16 protein-coding genes are annotated in these 16,921 nt (G+C 64.5%); 4 read left to right on the top strand and 12 right to left on the bottom strand.

Annotated features, from left to right (window positions below; translation table 11 throughout):
- Nucleotide 1: 1 nt before the first annotated feature.
- The 7 genes from SO139_RS08140 to SO139_RS08110 all read right to left on the bottom strand — a co-directional run bounded on the left by SO139_RS08140 (nucleotide 2) and on the right by SO139_RS08110 (nucleotide 6,044).
- Nucleotides 2-922 carry a type II secretion system minor pseudopilin gene (locus SO139_RS08140; protein ID WP_498539907.1) on the bottom strand — a complete coding sequence of 307 codons (921 nt, stop codon included), beginning with the start codon at nucleotides 920-922 and terminating at the stop codon, nucleotides 2-4.
- Nucleotides 919-1,620 (bottom strand): hypothetical protein, encoded by a 702-nt coding sequence (locus SO139_RS08135; protein ID WP_498539906.1) that lies wholly within the window; start codon nucleotides 1,618-1,620, stop codon nucleotides 919-921. The genes SO139_RS08140 and SO139_RS08135 overlap by 4 nt, the downstream gene beginning before the upstream one ends.
- Nucleotides 1,617-2,078 carry a prepilin-type N-terminal cleavage/methylation domain-containing protein gene (locus tag SO139_RS08130; RefSeq protein ID WP_498539943.1) on the bottom strand — a complete coding sequence of 154 codons (462 nt, stop codon included), beginning with the start codon at nucleotides 2,076-2,078 and terminating at the stop codon, nucleotides 1,617-1,619. The genes SO139_RS08135 and SO139_RS08130 overlap by 4 nt, the downstream gene beginning before the upstream one ends.
- 16 nt (nucleotides 2,079-2,094) lie before the next feature.
- Complete coding sequence (locus SO139_RS08125; protein WP_498539905.1) at nucleotides 2,095-2,589, bottom strand: prepilin-type N-terminal cleavage/methylation domain-containing protein; 495 nt, start codon at nucleotides 2,587-2,589, stop codon at nucleotides 2,095-2,097.
- The gene (gene gspG / locus SO139_RS08120; RefSeq protein WP_449379017.1) at nucleotides 2,552-3,010 is read right to left on the bottom strand and encodes a type II secretion system major pseudopilin GspG; all 459 of its coding nucleotides are present in this window, start codon (nucleotides 3,008-3,010) and stop codon (nucleotides 2,552-2,554) included. Before gspG ends, SO139_RS08125 begins: the two co-directional genes overlap by 38 nt.
- Nucleotides 3,011-3,139: 129 nt before the next feature.
- Nucleotides 3,140-4,351 (bottom strand): type II secretion system F family protein, encoded by a 1,212-nt coding sequence (locus SO139_RS08115; protein WP_498539904.1) that lies wholly within the window; start codon nucleotides 4,349-4,351, stop codon nucleotides 3,140-3,142.
- A gap of 4 nt (nucleotides 4,352-4,355) precedes the next feature.
- Entirely contained in the window at nucleotides 4,356-6,044 is a 1,689-nt protein-coding gene (locus SO139_RS08110; RefSeq protein ID WP_498539903.1) for a GspE/PulE family protein, read from the bottom strand.
- Between the two features lie 234 nt (nucleotides 6,045-6,278).
- Here SO139_RS08110 and gspD point away from each other — a divergent pair, with 234 nt between their 5' ends.
- Nucleotides 6,279-8,564, top strand: a complete 2,286-nt coding sequence (gspD, locus tag SO139_RS08105; protein WP_498539902.1) for a type II secretion system secretin GspD — start codon at nucleotides 6,279-6,281, stop codon at nucleotides 8,562-8,564.
- A gap of 5 nt (nucleotides 8,565-8,569) precedes the next feature.
- On the top strand, nucleotides 8,570-9,166 hold the full coding sequence (locus SO139_RS08100) for a prepilin peptidase (RefSeq protein ID WP_498539901.1): 597 nt from the start codon (nucleotides 8,570-8,572) through the stop codon (nucleotides 9,164-9,166).
- Here the strand turns inward: SO139_RS08100 and SO139_RS08095 are convergent.
- Entirely contained in the window at nucleotides 9,163-9,633 is a 471-nt protein-coding gene (locus SO139_RS08095) for a tetratricopeptide repeat protein (RefSeq protein ID WP_498539900.1), read from the bottom strand. The two genes, SO139_RS08100 and SO139_RS08095, sit on opposite strands and share 4 nt — an antisense overlap.
- A 665-nt stretch (nucleotides 9,634-10,298) precedes the next feature.
- Here SO139_RS08095 and SO139_RS08090 point away from each other — a divergent pair.
- Nucleotides 10,299-11,261 carry a UDP-glucuronic acid decarboxylase family protein gene (locus tag SO139_RS08090; RefSeq protein WP_498539899.1) on the top strand — a complete coding sequence of 321 codons (963 nt, stop codon included), beginning with the start codon at nucleotides 10,299-10,301 and terminating at the stop codon, nucleotides 11,259-11,261.
- A 111-nt stretch (nucleotides 11,262-11,372) separates the two neighbouring features.
- A complete protein-coding gene (locus SO139_RS08085; RefSeq protein WP_498539898.1) occupies nucleotides 11,373-12,566 on the top strand; it encodes a CaiB/BaiF CoA transferase family protein in 1,194 nt (397 codons plus the stop codon).
- Between the two features lie 167 nt (nucleotides 12,567-12,733).
- Here the strand turns inward: SO139_RS08085 and SO139_RS08080 are convergent, their stop codons facing one another.
- The 4 genes from SO139_RS08080 to SO139_RS08065 form a co-directional block, all read right to left on the bottom strand.
- On the bottom strand, nucleotides 12,734-14,251 hold the full coding sequence (locus tag SO139_RS08080; RefSeq protein WP_449380169.1) for a tripartite tricarboxylate transporter permease: 1,518 nt from the start codon (nucleotides 14,249-14,251) through the stop codon (nucleotides 12,734-12,736).
- A gap of 10 nt (nucleotides 14,252-14,261) precedes the next feature.
- Nucleotides 14,262-14,804: a tripartite tricarboxylate transporter TctB family protein gene (locus tag SO139_RS08075; protein WP_498539897.1), complete on the bottom strand. Its 543-nt coding sequence runs from the start codon at nucleotides 14,802-14,804 to the stop codon at nucleotides 14,262-14,264.
- A 170-nt stretch (nucleotides 14,805-14,974) separates the two neighbouring features.
- Nucleotides 14,975-15,961, bottom strand: a complete 987-nt coding sequence (locus tag SO139_RS08070; RefSeq protein WP_498539896.1) for a tripartite tricarboxylate transporter substrate binding protein — start codon at nucleotides 15,959-15,961, stop codon at nucleotides 14,975-14,977.
- A 139-nt stretch (nucleotides 15,962-16,100) separates the two neighbouring features.
- On the bottom strand, nucleotides 16,101-16,898 hold the full coding sequence (locus tag SO139_RS08065; protein ID WP_449380166.1) for an enoyl-CoA hydratase/isomerase family protein: 798 nt from the start codon (nucleotides 16,896-16,898) through the stop codon (nucleotides 16,101-16,103).
- Nucleotides 16,899-16,921: the final 23 nt, after the last annotated feature.

Raw genomic sequence — 16,921 nt, 5'->3', positions numbered from 1 at the left:
CTCACAGAGGCTTTCCGGCGGAGCCGTCCAGGTCGTTGTGCCACGACAATACACGATAGGGTTCGTCGGTACCCTCGAGAAGCAGAATGACGATTTCGGCCGAGCTGCGCCGGCGCGCCGCCGACTCGACTGCGACGGTCAGCCGGTAGGCTTTGGAGCCATCCAGCGTGGCGCTATCGGAGCCGGCAACACCAAGCAGGGCGCGCGGATCGACATTGGGATCAGCCCGGTCCCTCAAGAGCCGCTGCAACGCCTCTGGCGTCATGCCCGGCAGCGCCGCCAGCACCTGGGGCGCGGCATCGAGAAGATTCACGGTCCGCATGTTGCTGAAGACGGTGACGAAGGGCAGCATGCGTTCGACCACCGCGGACGGGATACCGCGCACCAGCCAGAGCTCTTCGACATGCGGAAATGGCGCATGCCGCGGCAGGTAGGCCGAGCCTAGCGTGCGGTAGTAGGAATTCTCCGGATCGTCGTTGCCCGCTTCGGTCGATGCCCGCCAAGCGAGGATCCGGTCGGCGTAGCTCGCTGCGTCCGTCTCACTGATCCCAAGCCCGATCATTAATCCTGCGAGCAGCCCTTTCGGCGCGGCATTGAGGTCGATGCGCGCGGCTTCGGAACGGAACGTGACGGACACCCGTCCCGCACCGATGCGGGCATTGAACGTTCCGCTGGTCGGGTGCGCCTCGGCTTTTGCCGTCAACTGATAGGCGGCGAGCTCGACGCCCGCGCTCACCAGGGCATCGGCCTGGACATGATCGGTGTTGCCAGCCACCGTGACGGCGGTGTTGGTCACGTAGGTCAGGTAGATCAGGACGAGCGCCGCCAGCGCCGCCAGCATCCAGAGCACCGCGACGACGATGAAGCCGCCGGCTTCCCCAGCCGCGCTCAGGCGGCTGCGCGTGGTCGCCGTGAGTGTCACAGCTGCTCCTGTTTCTGCGCGGGCTCCGGCCTTGCAAGCGCGGTGGCGCATGTCGCGGGATTCTTGGCGCGCGCGCATTCGGCCGGTGTAGTGATGTGCGGCATCACCGCGCCTGAAACCGCCAACACCTGGCCGGTCGAACTGTCACGCACTGTAGCGCGAATGCGCTCGGGCAGCTGCGGCTGGTCGCGCCAGGTCGGCTGCCAGACTTGATCCGGCCCGGAATAGGAGAAGCTCACGCGGAACGGCGCGCGCAGCAACACCACCTGATCGACGAAACGGATCTGGCCGTCGGACGGCATCGGCGCGAACGGCGCGCGCTCACGCACCAGCGCGAGCCCCTGCGCATCGGCCTTCTCGATCAGCCGCACGATCTCGAGCCCCGGGCGCACGTTGGGACCAAGCGCCGTGCGTACGAAGGTCACCGCCAGCTCGGAACCCTCGAACAGCGGGGTCCTGCTGTCGGCATTCATCGGGAGCAGCTCGGCGACCGACAGATCCGCGACGATACGATCAAGCCCGGTGGCAACGCGCTCGGCCCGTTGCACCCGCGCGATGCCGCGATTCCAGTTCGGCAGCCACTGCGCGGTGACCGTCGCAAGCGCAGCGAGGATGACGGTCATCAACAACGTCGCCAACAACACTTCGAGCAGCGTGAACCCCGCCTCCTCGGCCAATGCGCGGCGCAGCGCCTTCATTGTGCGGCCCTCGGCACCAGCTTCACGGTGGCGACCTGGAACGTGCTGCCGTCGGCACGCTGCAGCCTGAGAGTGACCGATAGCGGCACGAAACGGTCGGTCGCGGGATCGCCGCCCGGCACGTTCATCGGCGCCACGTCCATGCGCCAGCGGCTGCCGGCGAGCTCCCCGCTCTGCCGTCCCGGCTTGATCAGCGCACGCGGCGGCAATTGCGCCAGCAGCGTCTCCGCCGTTCCGGCCAGCGCCAGGCGCTGATCGATCGAGCGGGTCCCCTGCACCGTCGTGGCGATGACTGTCCCGATCGTACCGAGCACGGCCGCGATGATCGCAAGTGCAACCAGCGCCTCGATCAAAGTGAAGCCGGCTTCGCCTCTAGAGCCGTTTCCGTTCCGGTTGAATCGGAACGGGGTTCCAGATTCCTGTTTTGACGCGTTTTCTTCACGCGAACCGGTGTCCACTTCGCTGGAAAACGCTTTATAGCAGCTTCTGCGCGACAATCTCGACGCCTCCAGTCAGCCAGTTCACGCGCACCTCGTAGCCCATGCCGGGCCGTGCCAGCGCGATCACGCCGCCGCACGACATACCCGACGGGAAGAAATCGATCGTTCGCCCACCGGCACGGTCGGCGCAGCGTGCAGCCAGCATGGCCTGTACCGTCACGTCGTTCGGCAGGCGGAGAACCCGCCCGGTGACGCCGGAACGGATCGCGCGAGCCTCGGCATCAACCTGCGTCGCCACCCTGACCTGACGACGCAGCGCCGTGCCGCGATCGGCCTTCAATAGGGCCGCGGTCGCGACCGCATAACTCTCCAGCTTGGCCCGCGTCGTCGTGCGCGGGATCGCCGGCAGGATGATCGCCGCGAGCAGGCCAATGATGGCGAGCACGCACAGGATCTCGATCAGCGCGAAGCCACGCGCATCGAGCGCGGTCTCAGCGCGCGCCGCTGGCAATGTCGGCTGCCGTTCCACTGCCGCCTTCCTGACCGTCCGATCCGAGCGAGATGATGTCATAGGGCGCGCGCTCGCCTGGCGCGCGGTAGACATAGCCGTGTCCCCAGGGGTCGTTCGGCACGACGCCGCCACGCAAATACGGCCCGTTCCAGCCTGGCACATTGTTGCTGCGCGCCAGCGCGGCAAGACCCTCGTTGGTCGAGGGATAACGACCGAGGTCGAGGTAATAGAGGTCGAGCGCACTGGAGAAGCTCTCGATCTGGATCTTGGCCGCCTTCGCCTTGGACTCGCCGAGATAGTTCAGCACCCGCGGACCGACCAGCGCCATGATCAGCCCGATGATGGTGATGACGACGAGGATCTCGACCAGCGTGAAGCCAGCCTCCCCTCGGCGCGCGCGCCGCCCGCGCTTTGCGAGCGCGACAGAATTTCTGGTCACTTCAACCCCTCCGTATCCGACTTGAAGCGCGATGAGATCATCGCACTTCAAGTTGTTGTTTGCGCATGATCTTTCGGAAAACCGCTTCGCACTTCGCGCTAACGCCGCCCTTCGGGTCCGGATCATGCTCTAACCGACAATTTGACTGACCGACATCAACGCTGTCATGACAGACACGATCAGACCGCCGACCACCACCGAAATCACGATGATTGCGGCAGGGCCCGCGATGCCGACGGCGCGATCGAGCGTGCGCTGCAGCTTGGCCTCGTAGAAATCGGCGACGCGGCCGGACAACATCGGCAACTGCCCGGTCTCGTCGCCGAGCCTGAGCATGCGCACCGCCATTGCCGGCAGCGCGTCGGTCTCGGCGAGTGCATCGGACAGTTTCGCGCCGTGACGGACGCGGTCCGCGGCCTCGCTCCATACGGTCGAGGGGCCCGCGGTCGCCATCATGTCGATGAGGATACGCAGTGTCGTCGTCAGATTGACGCCACTGCCGAGCAGCACGCCGAGGTTCCGGCAGAACAGCGCGGTGCGATACGAGCTCACGATACCGCGGATCGCCGGCAGCCGCGTGATCGTGTTCGCGATCCCTCTGCGAATGCGCTCCTGCCGCAACACCAGCCACAGGACCGCGATCGTCGCCGCGAGTCCCGCCAGGACGGCATCGGAGTTGCTATGCATGAAGGTCGACATGTTCAGGAAGACCAGGAGCATCGGGTCGACCTTGGCGCCGAAATCCTGCAACACGCTCGCGAACTGCGGCAGCACGAAGGTGAGGAAGAACAAGAGGACGCAGGCGGCCGCGCCCAGCACGAAGACCGGATAGCGCATGGCATCACTGAGCTTGCGCTTCAGGGCCTCGGTTCGAGTCCGCTCGTTGGCCAGCACCTCGAGCACCTGGTCGAGCGAACCCGATGCCTCGCCCACCCGAACGAGCGCGACATAGATCGGCGGGAACAAGGTGCCGTGCCGGAGCAGCGCCTCGGCGAAGCTCTCCCCGGCGAGCACGCGTGAACGGATGTCGGCGACCACGGGCCGCAGCCGTCCGAGATCGCGATCGGCTGCGAGCAGCTCCAGGCCGTCGTTGATGCGGGCGCCCGCGCGAAGCAGCAGCCCAAGGTCAGCGGTGAAGATCGTGATGTCCGCGGCCTTGGGCTTGTTGAGGACGCTGAAGGCGCTGCGGGCCGAACTGCCGTCCTCCAGCGTGACGTTGTCGACCAGCACGAGGCCGAGCCGCTCGATCCGCTGCGCGACGTCGCCGGGTGCTGGCGCGGCGATGGCGCCGGAGACCAGCTCGCCATTGGCATTGAGCGCGCGGTAGCGATAGTTCGGCATCGGATCAGCGGACCGTCGTGACGCGGAAGACCTCGGGCACGGTCGTGAGCCCGGCGCGGCATTTTGCGACCGCATCCTCCAGCATCGTTGTCATGCCGCCCTGCATCGCGACGGCGTCGATGGAGTGGGAATCGGTCTGTGGCCCGATCAGGCGGCGCACGTCGTCAGACATTTCCAGGATCTCGAACACGCCATTGCGGCCGCGATAGCCGGTGCCGCCGCAGCGTTCGCAACCGCCGGCCTCGTGCACGACCTCGTCCGCCCTGAAGCCGATCACGGCAAAGCGCGGATCCCTGGCAAGATCCGCCTCGGTCAGCGCGTGCGGCACCTTGCAGCGGTCGCACAACACGCGCACGAGCCGTTGCGCCACCACCGCGCGCAGCGTCGACTTCAGCAAGAATCCTTCGATGCCGAGATCGATCAGGCGCGGCACGGCAGCAGCCGCCGTCTCGGTGTGCAGCGTCGTCAGCACGAGGTGGCCGGTGAGCGCCGCATGAATCGCGATATGCGCGGTCTCGGCGTCACGGATTTCGCCGACCATGATCACATCGGGGTCCTGACGGACGAAGGCACGCATGGCGGAGGCAAACGTCAGCCCGACCGACGGCTTGACCTGCGACTGGTTGATGCCGGCAATCTCGTATTCGACGGGATCCTCGATGGTGAGGATCTTGCGCGTCGGCTCGTTGAGGATCGACAGCATGGTGGCAAGAGTCGTCGTCTTGCCGCTGCCGGTCGGCCCAGTCACCACGATCATGCCGTGCGGCAGGGCCAGCAGTCGCGTCATCACCGATTCATCACGCGCGGCAAGACCGAGCTTGCTCATCTCGAGCAGACCGCGATCACGCGGCAACAGACGAATGACGGCGCTCTCGCCATGTTGCGTCGGCATGGTCGCGACGCGGACGTCGATCTCGGAGCGGCCGACGCGCACGCGCGCGGCACCGTCCTGCGGCAGCCGTCGCTCGGCGATGTTGAGGCCGGCCAGAATCTTCACGCGCGAGATCAGCGCCTGTGGTGGAATACCCTGCGAGGAGGGCAGCGCGCGCAAGAGACCGTCGACGCGCAGGCGAAGCACGAGCCCGGCGCGGAACGGCTCGATGTGAATGTCGCTCGCGCGCAATTCCACGGCGCGCTCCAGGAGATCGTTGAGCGCGCGTACCACAGGCGCGCCGCTGGCGAGATCGCGCAGGCTCTCGATGTCGTCGTCGGATTGCTGCGCCACGCCCTTGATGGTGTCATCCGCACTCGCGTCGTCCGCGTCCGCACGCTGGTCGAGAACTGTCGTAATATCTTCATATGAAGCCACTACGATATCGACCGGTGCGCCAAACACGATTTCGGCAGCACGAATGGCTGCAGCATCCGACGGATCGGCGATCGCCAGTCGATAGCCGTCATTGGGTGAACGGAACGGAAAGATTGTGGTCTCGCGCAGGAAGCGGCGCGAAAAACCGTCCAGGCACGGTGTCGTCGTCAGAAGCTGCGGAAGGCTTAGCCGGGTCAGACCAAAATAGTCAGAGACCTCGTCGGCGAATTCCGCTGCAGAGAGATCGGTCGCCTCCCACAATTCACGCAGCGGACGCGTCAACGCCGGATTGGTCGACGTCTCGACTCGAGCGCGCGCCCGTGGCGGCAATGAATGTTTTTCGAGAAGATGCTGCCGGAAGCTATCTGCGGATAGATCTCGCATCGCAGTCACAGCTTGCCTTGTTAGGTGAAAGCACGGCTCGCGCACGTGACGGAAGGCGTTTGCCCTTGACTTGCTACGTAGCAAAAACATATTCGTGGCGCAAATTGTTGCGCGTGCTGATCATGAAGATCGGATGCGTTTCCAGTCACTCCTGCTGTTGGTAGGCGTCCTTTGTTTAAAGTGGTCCAACCGCTTTCGCGCCTCTGCTCAGCGTTGCCTGGAACTGTCATCCTTTTGTCATCTGCGTTCCTGCTGACGGCGTGTATCGTCACTGCCGATCAATCGATCGAGGGCAACCCCAGGGACCCGCGCGCGCAGGATCTCACCGACAAGATCCGTTCGCTCGATCTCGAGCCTCGTCAACCCGCCGACACGGGAGCGAGCGGTGTTGCGCAGACGAAATCCTCCAGGCCTGCGATCTATCTCAGCGACGGCTCGACGCCGGAAGGCGGAGCGCTTGCCGAGCGCGACGATCGCGGCGGCAGCGGCTACGATCTGAATTTCGAGAACGCACCGGTCGCAACCGTCGCCAAGGTCATCCTCGGTGACGTCCTCAACGTCGGCTACACGATCGATCCGCGCGTGCAGGGCACCATCACCCTAGCCTCGGTGCGCCCGGTTCCAAAGGCCGATGCGCTCTATGTGCTGGAGAATGCGCTTCGCATGTCCGGCGTTGCGCTGGTGCATGATCGCGGTGCGAGCTTTCGCCTCATCCCCGCGCCGGAAGCAGGCCCCGGCGGCATCGATCGCTCGGTTTCGGCCGAGGCTGGTCAGGGCATCAGCATCGTGCCGCTGCGCTATGTCTCGGCGCAGAACATCTTCAAGCTGCTCGACGCGTTCGGCGTGAAGGCGTCGACCATGCGTCCCGACAATACGCGCAACACGCTGATCGTCACCGGCAGCGGCACGGATCGCGCGGCGGCGATCGACACCATTCTCTCCTTCGACGCCGACTGGATGCGGGGCCAATCGGTCGGCATCATCCCGGTGCGCAACTCCTCGCCCGAGCCGGTCATCAGCGAGATGGAGAAGATCATGGATTCGGGCGAAGGCGGCCTGAGCCAGAGCATGATCAAGTTCCAGCCGATCACGCGCCTCAACTCCATCCTCGTCGTCAGCCAGAAGCCGGAATATCTCAAGCGCGCGCAGGTGTGGATCGCGCGGCTCGATCGCTCCGACACCGACGGCGTGAACATGAAGGCCTACCCGCTTCGCTACGGCAACGCGAAGGTCGTGGTCGCGCTGTTGAACGACATGCTTTTCAGCCAGAACGGGACGAGCAGCTCTTCGCTCGACAATTCGTCGAGCCAGATTTCGCCGGGCTCCGGCATTTCGATGTCCGCGTCCGGTCCTGGCACCAATCCGGTGGCCTCACTGAGTGCACTTCCGACGGCCGCCGCTGGGGCGGCGACCCCCGTCACTGGTCCGGCGGGCTCCTCGCTCGGCGCCCGTCCGGCACTCGCGGCCAGCAGCACGCAAGGCCAGGACAACAACTCCGGCTCGCTGCTCGGCTCCGGCTCGAAGCCGGCCGCCAGCGCCGTCCTGCAAAACGTGAGGATCACTGCCGACGTCACCAACAACGCCGTGCTGGTCTATGCCAACCAGGAATCCCAACGCGTCGTCGAGCAGACCATCCGGCAGATCGACCGGCCGCAGCGCCAGATCGCGATCGAGGCGACGATCGCCGAGGTGACTCTGAACAATCAGCTGAACTATGGCGTGCAGTTCTTCCTGGCGAGCCAGAAAGGCTCGATCTCGAACACCATCTCCGGCATCAGCAACAGCGCCACGATCGGCAGTAACATCGAAGGGCAGACCAACGCCGTCAACGCCGCCGCCGGCGCGCTGCTCGGGCGCGCGCTGCCCGGCTTCAATTTTCTGATTGGCTCGGAAAACTCACCGCGCGTCGTGCTCGATGCGCTGCATAACGTCACCGACGTCAAGGTGCTGTCCAATCCGTCGCTGGTCGTGCTGGACAATCAGACGGCGACTTTGCAGGTCGGCGACCAGGTGCCGTTCTCCACGGGCACCGCAACCGTGCTGACCGCGAACAACACAGTGGTCAATACCATCGACTACAAGAACACCGGCATCATCCTGCGTGTGCTGCCGCGGTCCAACGCCAACGGCAACGTGGTACTGGACATCGAACAGGAAATCTCGAGCGTGGCGTCCGGCAGCACGACGCTGACGCCGACGATCTCGCAGCGCCGGGTCAAGAGCTCGATCGCGGTGACGAGCGGCCAGACCGTGCTGCTCGCCGGCCTGATCAGCGAGACCGAGAACAAGCAGCGCCAGGGCCTTCCGATCCTCGATCAGATTCCCGGCATGGGCGATGCCTTTTCGCACCAGACCAACGCGCGTGCCCGCACCGAGCTGATCCTGTTCATCCGGCCGACCGTCATCAAGGACGGCGTCGATGCGCACATCATCGCCGAGGAGATGCGAACCAAGATGAACAGCCGTCTGGTCGGCACCAGCGACCCGGTCGTAGTCGTCCCGCCAAAGACGGCGCGCTGAAGGACGTGACCGGAGGGCTTGCGAACGGTCCACGCGGCCTGCGGCTCCTCATCAGCCTGACGCTGTGCGCGGCCGTGATCGTGAGCCTCCTCACCGCGCCCGGCGGCGAAGGTCTCTGCGGCGCGTATCTTGCCATCCTGATGCTGGCGATCGCAGCGACCGACGCGCGACGCTATATCATTCCCAACGAGCTGACGGCCGCGGGCTTCGCCCTCGCGCTGCTGCGCGCTGGAGTGCTTCCGCCCGAGGCCGGGGCCAGCGCCGTATTCTGGGCAGGCATTCGTGCCGCTATCGTGGCACTGCCGCTCCTGCTCCTGATGCTGCTCTACCGGCGCTGGCGTGGCCGGGACGGGCTTGGGCTCGGCGACGTCAAGCTCGCCGCCATCGCCGGTGGCTGGCTCGACGTCACCACGGTGGTCGTAGTGATCGAACTGGCGGCGCTATCCGCCATCGCAGCCTATGCTGCCAATGCTGCGCTGAAAAAGAAACCGATGCGCGCGACCGCGTACCTGCCGTTCGGCCTGTTCTTCGCGCCGGCGATCTGGATCGGCTGGCTCGGCCAAAACTGGCTAGCCGATCAGCTGGCGCTCTGGCCCGGCTAGCGCTCGCGGCTCGGGGCCCATTCCAGGGCCCGCAGACGGGCCTCGGCGATCTCCCCGCGCGTCATCTTGGTGGTGACGGCATCGCGGATCCGGGCGCGCGCGTCGCGCGCCTGTGGCGGTGCGGCAGCGGTCGACAGGTTGAGCCATTTGGACGCTTCGATGATGTTCCGCGGCACGCCGAGCCCGCGGTCATAGAGCAGCCCAAGGGAGTATTGTGCGAGGCTGTCGCCCTGCTCGGCTGCCCGCCGGTACCACATCGCCGCTTCCGCATAATTCTGCGGCACGCCACGGCCGGTCTCGAACAAGTAGCCGAGATAGGACTGAGCGGCCGCGTGACCGCGCTCGGCCAGCGGAATGAAAGTGCGCGAGGCCGCGACATAATCCTGACGCTTGAACGCGGAGACACCTTGACCAAGCGATTGGGCCTGGGCGAGGCCGGCCGGAACCAGCAGCAGTGCAGTGGCCACGAGAGCCCATTTTGCCGCTACTCGTAGGCCAACTGACCGGAGGCGATGATCTGCGGGCTCAAGGCTCCGATCGCTCATGCGGACGATCCCCATTTCACCGTTCCCCTGCGTTCAATTATCTAAGTAATCCGAGGCCACGACAGAATCTATAGCGCCAGCATCGGCCTCGGGAATGCAATAGCTGAATTCCGGATCAGGCAGGCCGGGATAGTTCCGCGACCATACCGGCCCTGCCGCTCCTTACGCGCCGCGTCCGGTCCGGCGCCACCCGCGTACGCCGGCTCGCGGACGGAGCGCCGGCGTCTTCAAGATCGAGGCCATCACCGCGGTTAGCGGACGCGAGCAGCCCGTTTGGCCGCCGCATGGGTCGGACTTCCAAAGTCTGCACGAGCTCGAAGGGTGAAGGACAGCGGCGCATCAATTTCTTCAAGCATTTCGCCGCCGGGGCCAACGTTGTGGTCGAGAGCTTTCGCCATCGACGCAAAGAAAACGCCTGGCGCCCAGTTCGAAAAACCGGCGCGCAGATTGAGCTGCGCCGAATTTTACCACCGTGGCGTAAAGGTGTTAGCGATCCTACCTGCGGCCCTAACACTCTAGCTGCCTTCCGCCTTCGGAGCCTGTAAAGTGACCCTAGGCTGCCCCCGACGAGCAACCGGGAACCGATCATGCCGATTGAAAACTACAAGAACAGCCGCATCCTCGTGACCGGGGGCGCCGGCTTCATCGGATCGCATCTCTGCGAGCGGCTGCTCAAGACGGGCGCCGAGGTGGTCTCGGTGGACAATTATTTCACCGGCAGCCGGCGCAACATCGCCCATCTGATCGCAAACCCGCTGTTCGAGGCGGTCAGGCACGATGTCACCTTCCCGCTCTATATCGAGGTCGACGCGATCTTCAATTTGGCCTGCCCGGCCTCGCCGATCTACTACCAGCGCGACCCCGTGCAGACCACCAAGACCTCCGTGCACGGTGCCATCAACATGCTGGGGCTCGCCAAGCGGCTCAAGGCGCGGATCTTCCAGGCCTCGACTAGCGAGGTCTACGGCGATCCCCTGATCCACCCGCAGATGGAGGACTATTGGGGCAACGTCAACCCGATTGGGATCCGCTCTTGCTACGACGAAGGCAAGCGCTGCGCCGAGACGCTGTTCTTTGACTACTGGCGCCAGCACGGCCTGCCGATCAAGGTCGCGCGCATCTTCAACACCTATGGCCCGCGCATGCAACCGAAGGACGGGCGCGTGGTGTCGTCGTTCATCGTCCAAGCGCTCAGGGGCGAGCCGATCACGGTGTTCGGCGATGGCGGGCAGACCCGGGCGTTCTGCTATGTCGACGATCTCGTCGAAGCCATCACCCGTTTGATGATGACCGAAGAGGCCGTGACCGGCCCGATCAACCTCGGCAACAATTCGGAGTTCACCATCCGCGAACTCGCCGAGAAGGTCATCAAGCTCACGGGCTCGCGCTCACAGCTGATCTTCAAGCCGCTGCCGCAGGACGACCCGCGACAGCGCCAGCCCGACCTGACCAAGGCAAAGGCCCTCCTAGATTGGCAGCCGAAGGTCGCGCTGGATGACGGCTTGAAGGAGACGATAGCTTATTTCAAACATACGCTCGAGCTCGCCTGATCGCACGCCTCTTGGTCGCTGTCGCTCGCAAGGCAGTCCGTATCTAAGCACACTTGCTGGGCGATCTTTCGACGCTATGGTGGGACTGCAATCAGACTTGGAGTCCGCTTTATGCCCTTCCCGCATGCCTCACAGGCCCTGTCGCGCTTTACCGTGCTCGATCTGACCCGCGTTCGGTCCGGTCCCACTTGCGTGCGACAGCTCGCGGACTGGGGCGCCAACGTCATCAAGATCGACGCCCTCACCGAGGATGCCGGCGGTGAGCAGCCGGGTGGACCGCGGCACGGGGCGGACTTCCAGAATCTGCATCGCAACAAGCGGGCGATGACGCTCAATCTGAAGGACCCGAGGGGGCTCGAGGTGTTCAAGCGCCTCGCCGCCAAGGCCGACGTCGTGGTCGAGAACTTCCGCCCCGACGTAAAGAAGAAGCTCGGCATCGACTATGAGAGCCTGCGCGCGATCAACCCGCGCCTGGTTTATGGCAGCATCTCCGGCTTCGGCCAGGATGGCCCTTACCACAAGCGGCCGGGTTTCGATCAAATCGCGCAGGGCATGGGCGGGCTGATGTCGATCACGGGGGCGCCGGGCGGCGGTCCGATGCGGGTGGGTATTCCCGTCGCCGATCTCACCGCCGGGCTGTTCTGTGCCATCGGCATTCTCACCGCGCTGCTCGAGCGCGACGTCTCCGGCGAGGGCCAGTGGGTGCAGACCTCGCTGTTGCAGGCGCAGATCTTCATGCTCGACTTCCAGGCCGCGCGCTGGCTGATGGAGAAGGAAGTCGCCAAACAGGCAGGCAACAATCATCCGACCAGCATTCCGACCGGCGTATTCAAGACCTCCGACGGCTACATCAACATCGCCACAACCGGCGGGCGGATCTGGGAGCGCTGCGCACAGGCGATCGGCGCGCCCGAGCTCGTCGGCAATCCGGACTACGCGACGGCGCCCGCGCGCTCGAAGAATCGCGATGCGCTCAACGCCGAGATCGAGACGCGTACGGTGGCGAAATCAACCGAGACTTGGGTCAGGGAGCTCAATGAGGCTGGCGTGCCCTGCGGGCCGATCTATTCGATCGACCAGATGTTCGACGACGCGCAGGTCAGACATCTCGGCATCGTCCAAGACGTGCCGAACGCGGAGAACCGTCACATCCGCCTGGTCGGCCAGCCCGTCACGCTGTCGCGTACGCCGAGCACGATGGTGGCCCGGCCGCCGGAATTCGGCGAGCAGACAAGCGAGGTGCTCGCCGAGTTCGGCTTCGATGCCGCCGAGATTACCGAGCTCAGGGATGCCAAGGTGGTGTAGGTTTTCCTAAGCCGACACCTAAAGCGCGATGAGATTGGGATGAATCATCATCGCGCTTTGGGTTGTTGTTTGCGCATGATCTCCGCGCAAACGCGTTCCGCGTTTGTCGCGGGGGAAAACCGCGTCGCACTTTGCGCTAACGCGGCCCTACGGGTCCGGATCATGCTTTAGCCCGAGGCAGGGCTCGGTCGCGGCGCCCGCCGGATGCGGCTGAACAGGGAATCGATCAGCGGCCAGAACAGCAGTAGGATCGCCAGCGTCGTAATCGAGCCAACGAGCCCGTTCGACCAGAACACCCTGAGGTCGCCACTTGAGCCGATCATCGACAGGCGGAAGGCGTCCTCGGCGCGGTTGCCGAGCACGAGCGCCAGCGTGAAGGGCGCCAAGGGAATGCTGATCTTCTTGAAGACGTAGCCGACGACGCCGAAGCCCAGCATCAGCCAGATGTCGAACATCGCGTTCTGGATGGCGTAGGCGCCGATTGCGCAGGACACCACGATCATCGGCGCGACCGCGGCGAAGGGCACACGCAAGATCGATGCAAAGATCGGCACAGTGGTCAGCACCAGCACGAGGCCGACGACATTACCGAGATACATCGAGGCGATCAGCCCCCAGACGAAATCCTTGTGCTCGACGAACAGAAGCGGGCCCGGATTGAGGCCCCACACCATCAACCCGCCGAGCAGGATGGCCGCCGTTCCCGAACCGGGGATTCCGAGCGCGAGCATCGGCAGCAGCGCCGAGGTGCCGGAGGCGTGCGCGGCAGTTTCCGGCGCGAACACGCCCTCGATGCGGCCCTTGCCAAAGCTTTGAGGGTCTTTAGCGAAGCGCTTGGCGAGATTGTAGCCCATGAAGGACGCTGCAATCGCGCCGCCGGGCGTGATGCCGAGCCAGCAGCCGATGAAGGAGGAGCGTAGCAGCGTCACCCAGTATTTCGGCAGGTCCTTCCATACGCTCAACACGACACGCAGCGAGATGCTTGCGGCGTGTCCCCGCAGCGCCAGCCGCTCCTCCATCGTCAGAAGGATCTCGCTAATGCCGAACAGGCCGATGACGGCGACGAGGAAGTTGATGCCGCGGAGCAGTTCGGCGGAGCCGAACGTCATGCGCAACTGGCCCGACACGGTGTCCATCCCGATGCCGGCGAGCAAAAGGCCGAGCGACATCGAGATGACGGTCTTGTGCTTGGCCTCGCGGCCGAGACCGACGAACGAGCAGAATGTCAGGAGGTACACCGCGAAGAACTCGGGTGGGCCGAATTTGAGCGCGAAGGACGAGATCAGCGGTGCGAGGAAGGTGATCAGCAGCACCGCGACCAGCGAGCCGATGAAGGAGGAGGTGAACGCCGCCGTGAGCGCCTCCGCCGCCCTGCCCTGCTGCGCCATCGGGTAGCCGTCGAAGGTGGTCGCCACCGACCACGCTTCGCCGGGAATGTTGAACAGGATCGAGGTGATGGCACCGCCGAAAAGCGCGCCCCAATAGATGCAGGACAACATCACAATGGCCGAGGTCGGATCCATCGTGAAGGTCAGCGGCAACAGGATGGCGACGCCGTTGGGGCCGCCGAGCCCTGGCAGCACGCCGACGAAGATGCCGAGCACGAGCCCGACCATCATCAGGACCAGCGTCTTCCAGCTCAGCAGGACGGCAAAGCCGTGGACGAGGAGACCGAACGCTTCCATTGTTGGCGCCCTAAAAACCGAAGGCCGCTTCGAGCGGTCCCTTCGGCATGATGACGTCGAAGGCGATGTCGAAGGTGACGAACATGATTGCCGTGAACACAAGAGCGGTGAGCAGCGACTTCCACAGCGCAATCTTGCCGATCAGCCGCATGAAGCCCAAGATCAGGAGAAAGCTCGCGACATAGAGCCCAAGGAACTGCGTCACAAGGCAGAACAGAAGCGTCGGCACGAACACCGCGATTACGCGGCCCGCCTGCGCGCGGGTGACGAAAGGCTCGCTCCCCGCGCGCCGCGCGAGCAGCGCCGCGACGAGGCCATAGAGACTTCCGCCGGCGAGGATGACGCACAGATAGAACGGGAAGTAACCGGGCTCGGGTCCGGTCGCATCCCAGGAGATGCCGGTGCGCCAGTTGTCGTAGCCGAGCGTGATCGCGAGTGCGAGCAGAAGCAGCGAGACGACGATCTCGATCGTTCGCGAACTGACGACTCTCGGCGAGTCATCTTCAGGCGCGGTCGGATCGTCGACAACGATTTCAAGATCGGTTTGAGGCATGGCTCCGCCAGATCAAATTGCGCTGTCATCATCCGCGAAAGCGGATGATCCAGTACTCCGTACAGAAGCCGTATTCGTTGAGCTCTGTGCAACACTGGATGCCCCGCCGGAGCCTGTCATCGGGCTCGCCGAAGGCGAGACCCGGTGGCGAGGCATGACATCGAAGGTGGTCACTTCGCAACGAAACCCGCTTCCGTCATCAGCGACTTGTTCAGCGCGTCGTCCTCCTCGAGAAACTGCACCATGTCCTTGCCGGTGAGGAAGATCGGCTTGAGCGCCTGCTTCTCCATGTAATCCCTATATTCCGGGGTCTGCGTCACCTTCTGGAACAGGTCGACGTAGAAGGCCTGCTGCTCTGCCGTGACCTTGCCGGGCAAGAACATCACGCGCAGCATCAGGTACTGAATGTCCAGCCCCTCCTCCTTGCAGGTCGGGATGTCGTGCCAGGACTGCGTCTCCGTCACCTTGGTGGTGTAGGAGATGCGCTCCTTGTCGAATACGCAGAGCGCCCGCACCTGACCTGCGCGCCAGACTTCGAGATTCTCGCTTGGGTTGTTGACGTTGGATTCGGTGTGGTTGCCGACGAGCTGGGTCGCGGCCTCGCCACCCGATTTGTAGGGCAGATAGGAGAATTTCGCGCCGGTCTTCTGCTCGAGGAAGACGGTCAGCACGTGATCCTCGCGCTTGGAGCCGGTGCCGCCCATCTTGAACGGGGAGCTTGCGGCCTTCGCGGCCTCGATGAACTCCTTCACCGATTTCGGCCCCCCCGCGTTGTCCCACAGCACAAACTGATCGAGCGCGATCACCGAGACTGGCGTCAGCTCGCGCCAGTTGAACGGAATCTTCGCCGACAGCGGCAGCATGTAGATCAGCGAGTAGGCGATCAGGACCTTGTTCGGATCGCCCTCGCTGGACTTCATGTACATCAGGGCTTCGGCGCCGGAGGCACCGCCCTTGAGCGACACCACCATCGGCTGCTTCATCAGATTGTTCTTCTGGATCGCGGCTTGCATCATGCGCGCCATCTGGTCGGAGGCACCGCCCGCACCGGCTGCGACCACGATCTCGACCGGCTTGGTCGGCTCCCAGCCGGCGAAGGCCGGCGCACTCAACAACAGGGCCGCCGCAGCTCCGACGGCCTTCACTGGAATTCGCACGAGTCTCGTCCCCTGGTTCTTATTGGCTTTGTAATGCCGGGAATTATCGGCGTATTGTGCGGAGGAATGCTGACGAGTTCAAGCAGGCGGGCATTCGGCAGCATATGACTTTCGGCTGATGAAGGCGCGCGGGAGCGCCCTACTTGCCCTTCCAGTTCGGCGTGCGCTTGTTGAGGAAGGCATCCATGCCTTCGCGAAAATCTTCGCTCATATAGGCCTTGAGGATCAGATCCTCGCCTTCTTCACGCGAGAGCGTGCGGCGGATACGGCGCACCGCCTCCTTGGTGGCTTCCAGCGTGAGCGGCGCGTGGCTCGCGACGAGCTTGGCGGTCTCGTCGGCGCGGCGCTGAAGCGTCTCGACGTCGGGCACGACCTCGTTGAGCAGGCCGAGCGCCAGGGCCTCGGGCGCCTCGACGAGACGCGCCTTGAAGATCAGGTCCTTGGTGCGGGCAGGTCCCACCAGCGAGACGACGCGGCTGATGTTCGACATCGACAGGCAGTTGCCGAGTGTGCGCGCGATCGGAAAGCCGATGCGGGTGGATTCGGTGCCGATGCGGATATCGCAGCACGCGGCAATGCCGGCACCGCCACCGGTGCAGGCCCCCGCGATCGCCGCGATGACGGGGACGCGGCACTGCTCCAGCGTGCCGAGCACGCGATCGATCCGCGCCTCGTAGTCCAGCGCATCCTGCGCGGTCTTGAAGGCACGGAACTGCGAGATGTCAGTACCCGAGGCGAACGCCTTGTCGCCGGCGCCGGTCAGGATCAGCGCCTTGATCGAACGATCGGCGTTGATGGCCTGGCAGATCTCCGCCATGCGCTCGTACATGGCGAAGGTCAGCGCGTTGCGCGCCTGCGGTCGGTTGAAGGTGATGCGCGCGATGCCGTCCGTGACGGAGTAGAGCAGGTCTTCACTGGCTGTCACGGGTGCGTTCATCGCGCGCTCTCTTTCTTCAGTTC

It is taken from the genome of Bradyrhizobium sp. UFLA05-89 (assembly GCF_059803475.1).
Note: the sequence above shows the minus strand (reverse complement) of the source record. Positions and strands in the feature narration are given on the sequence as shown.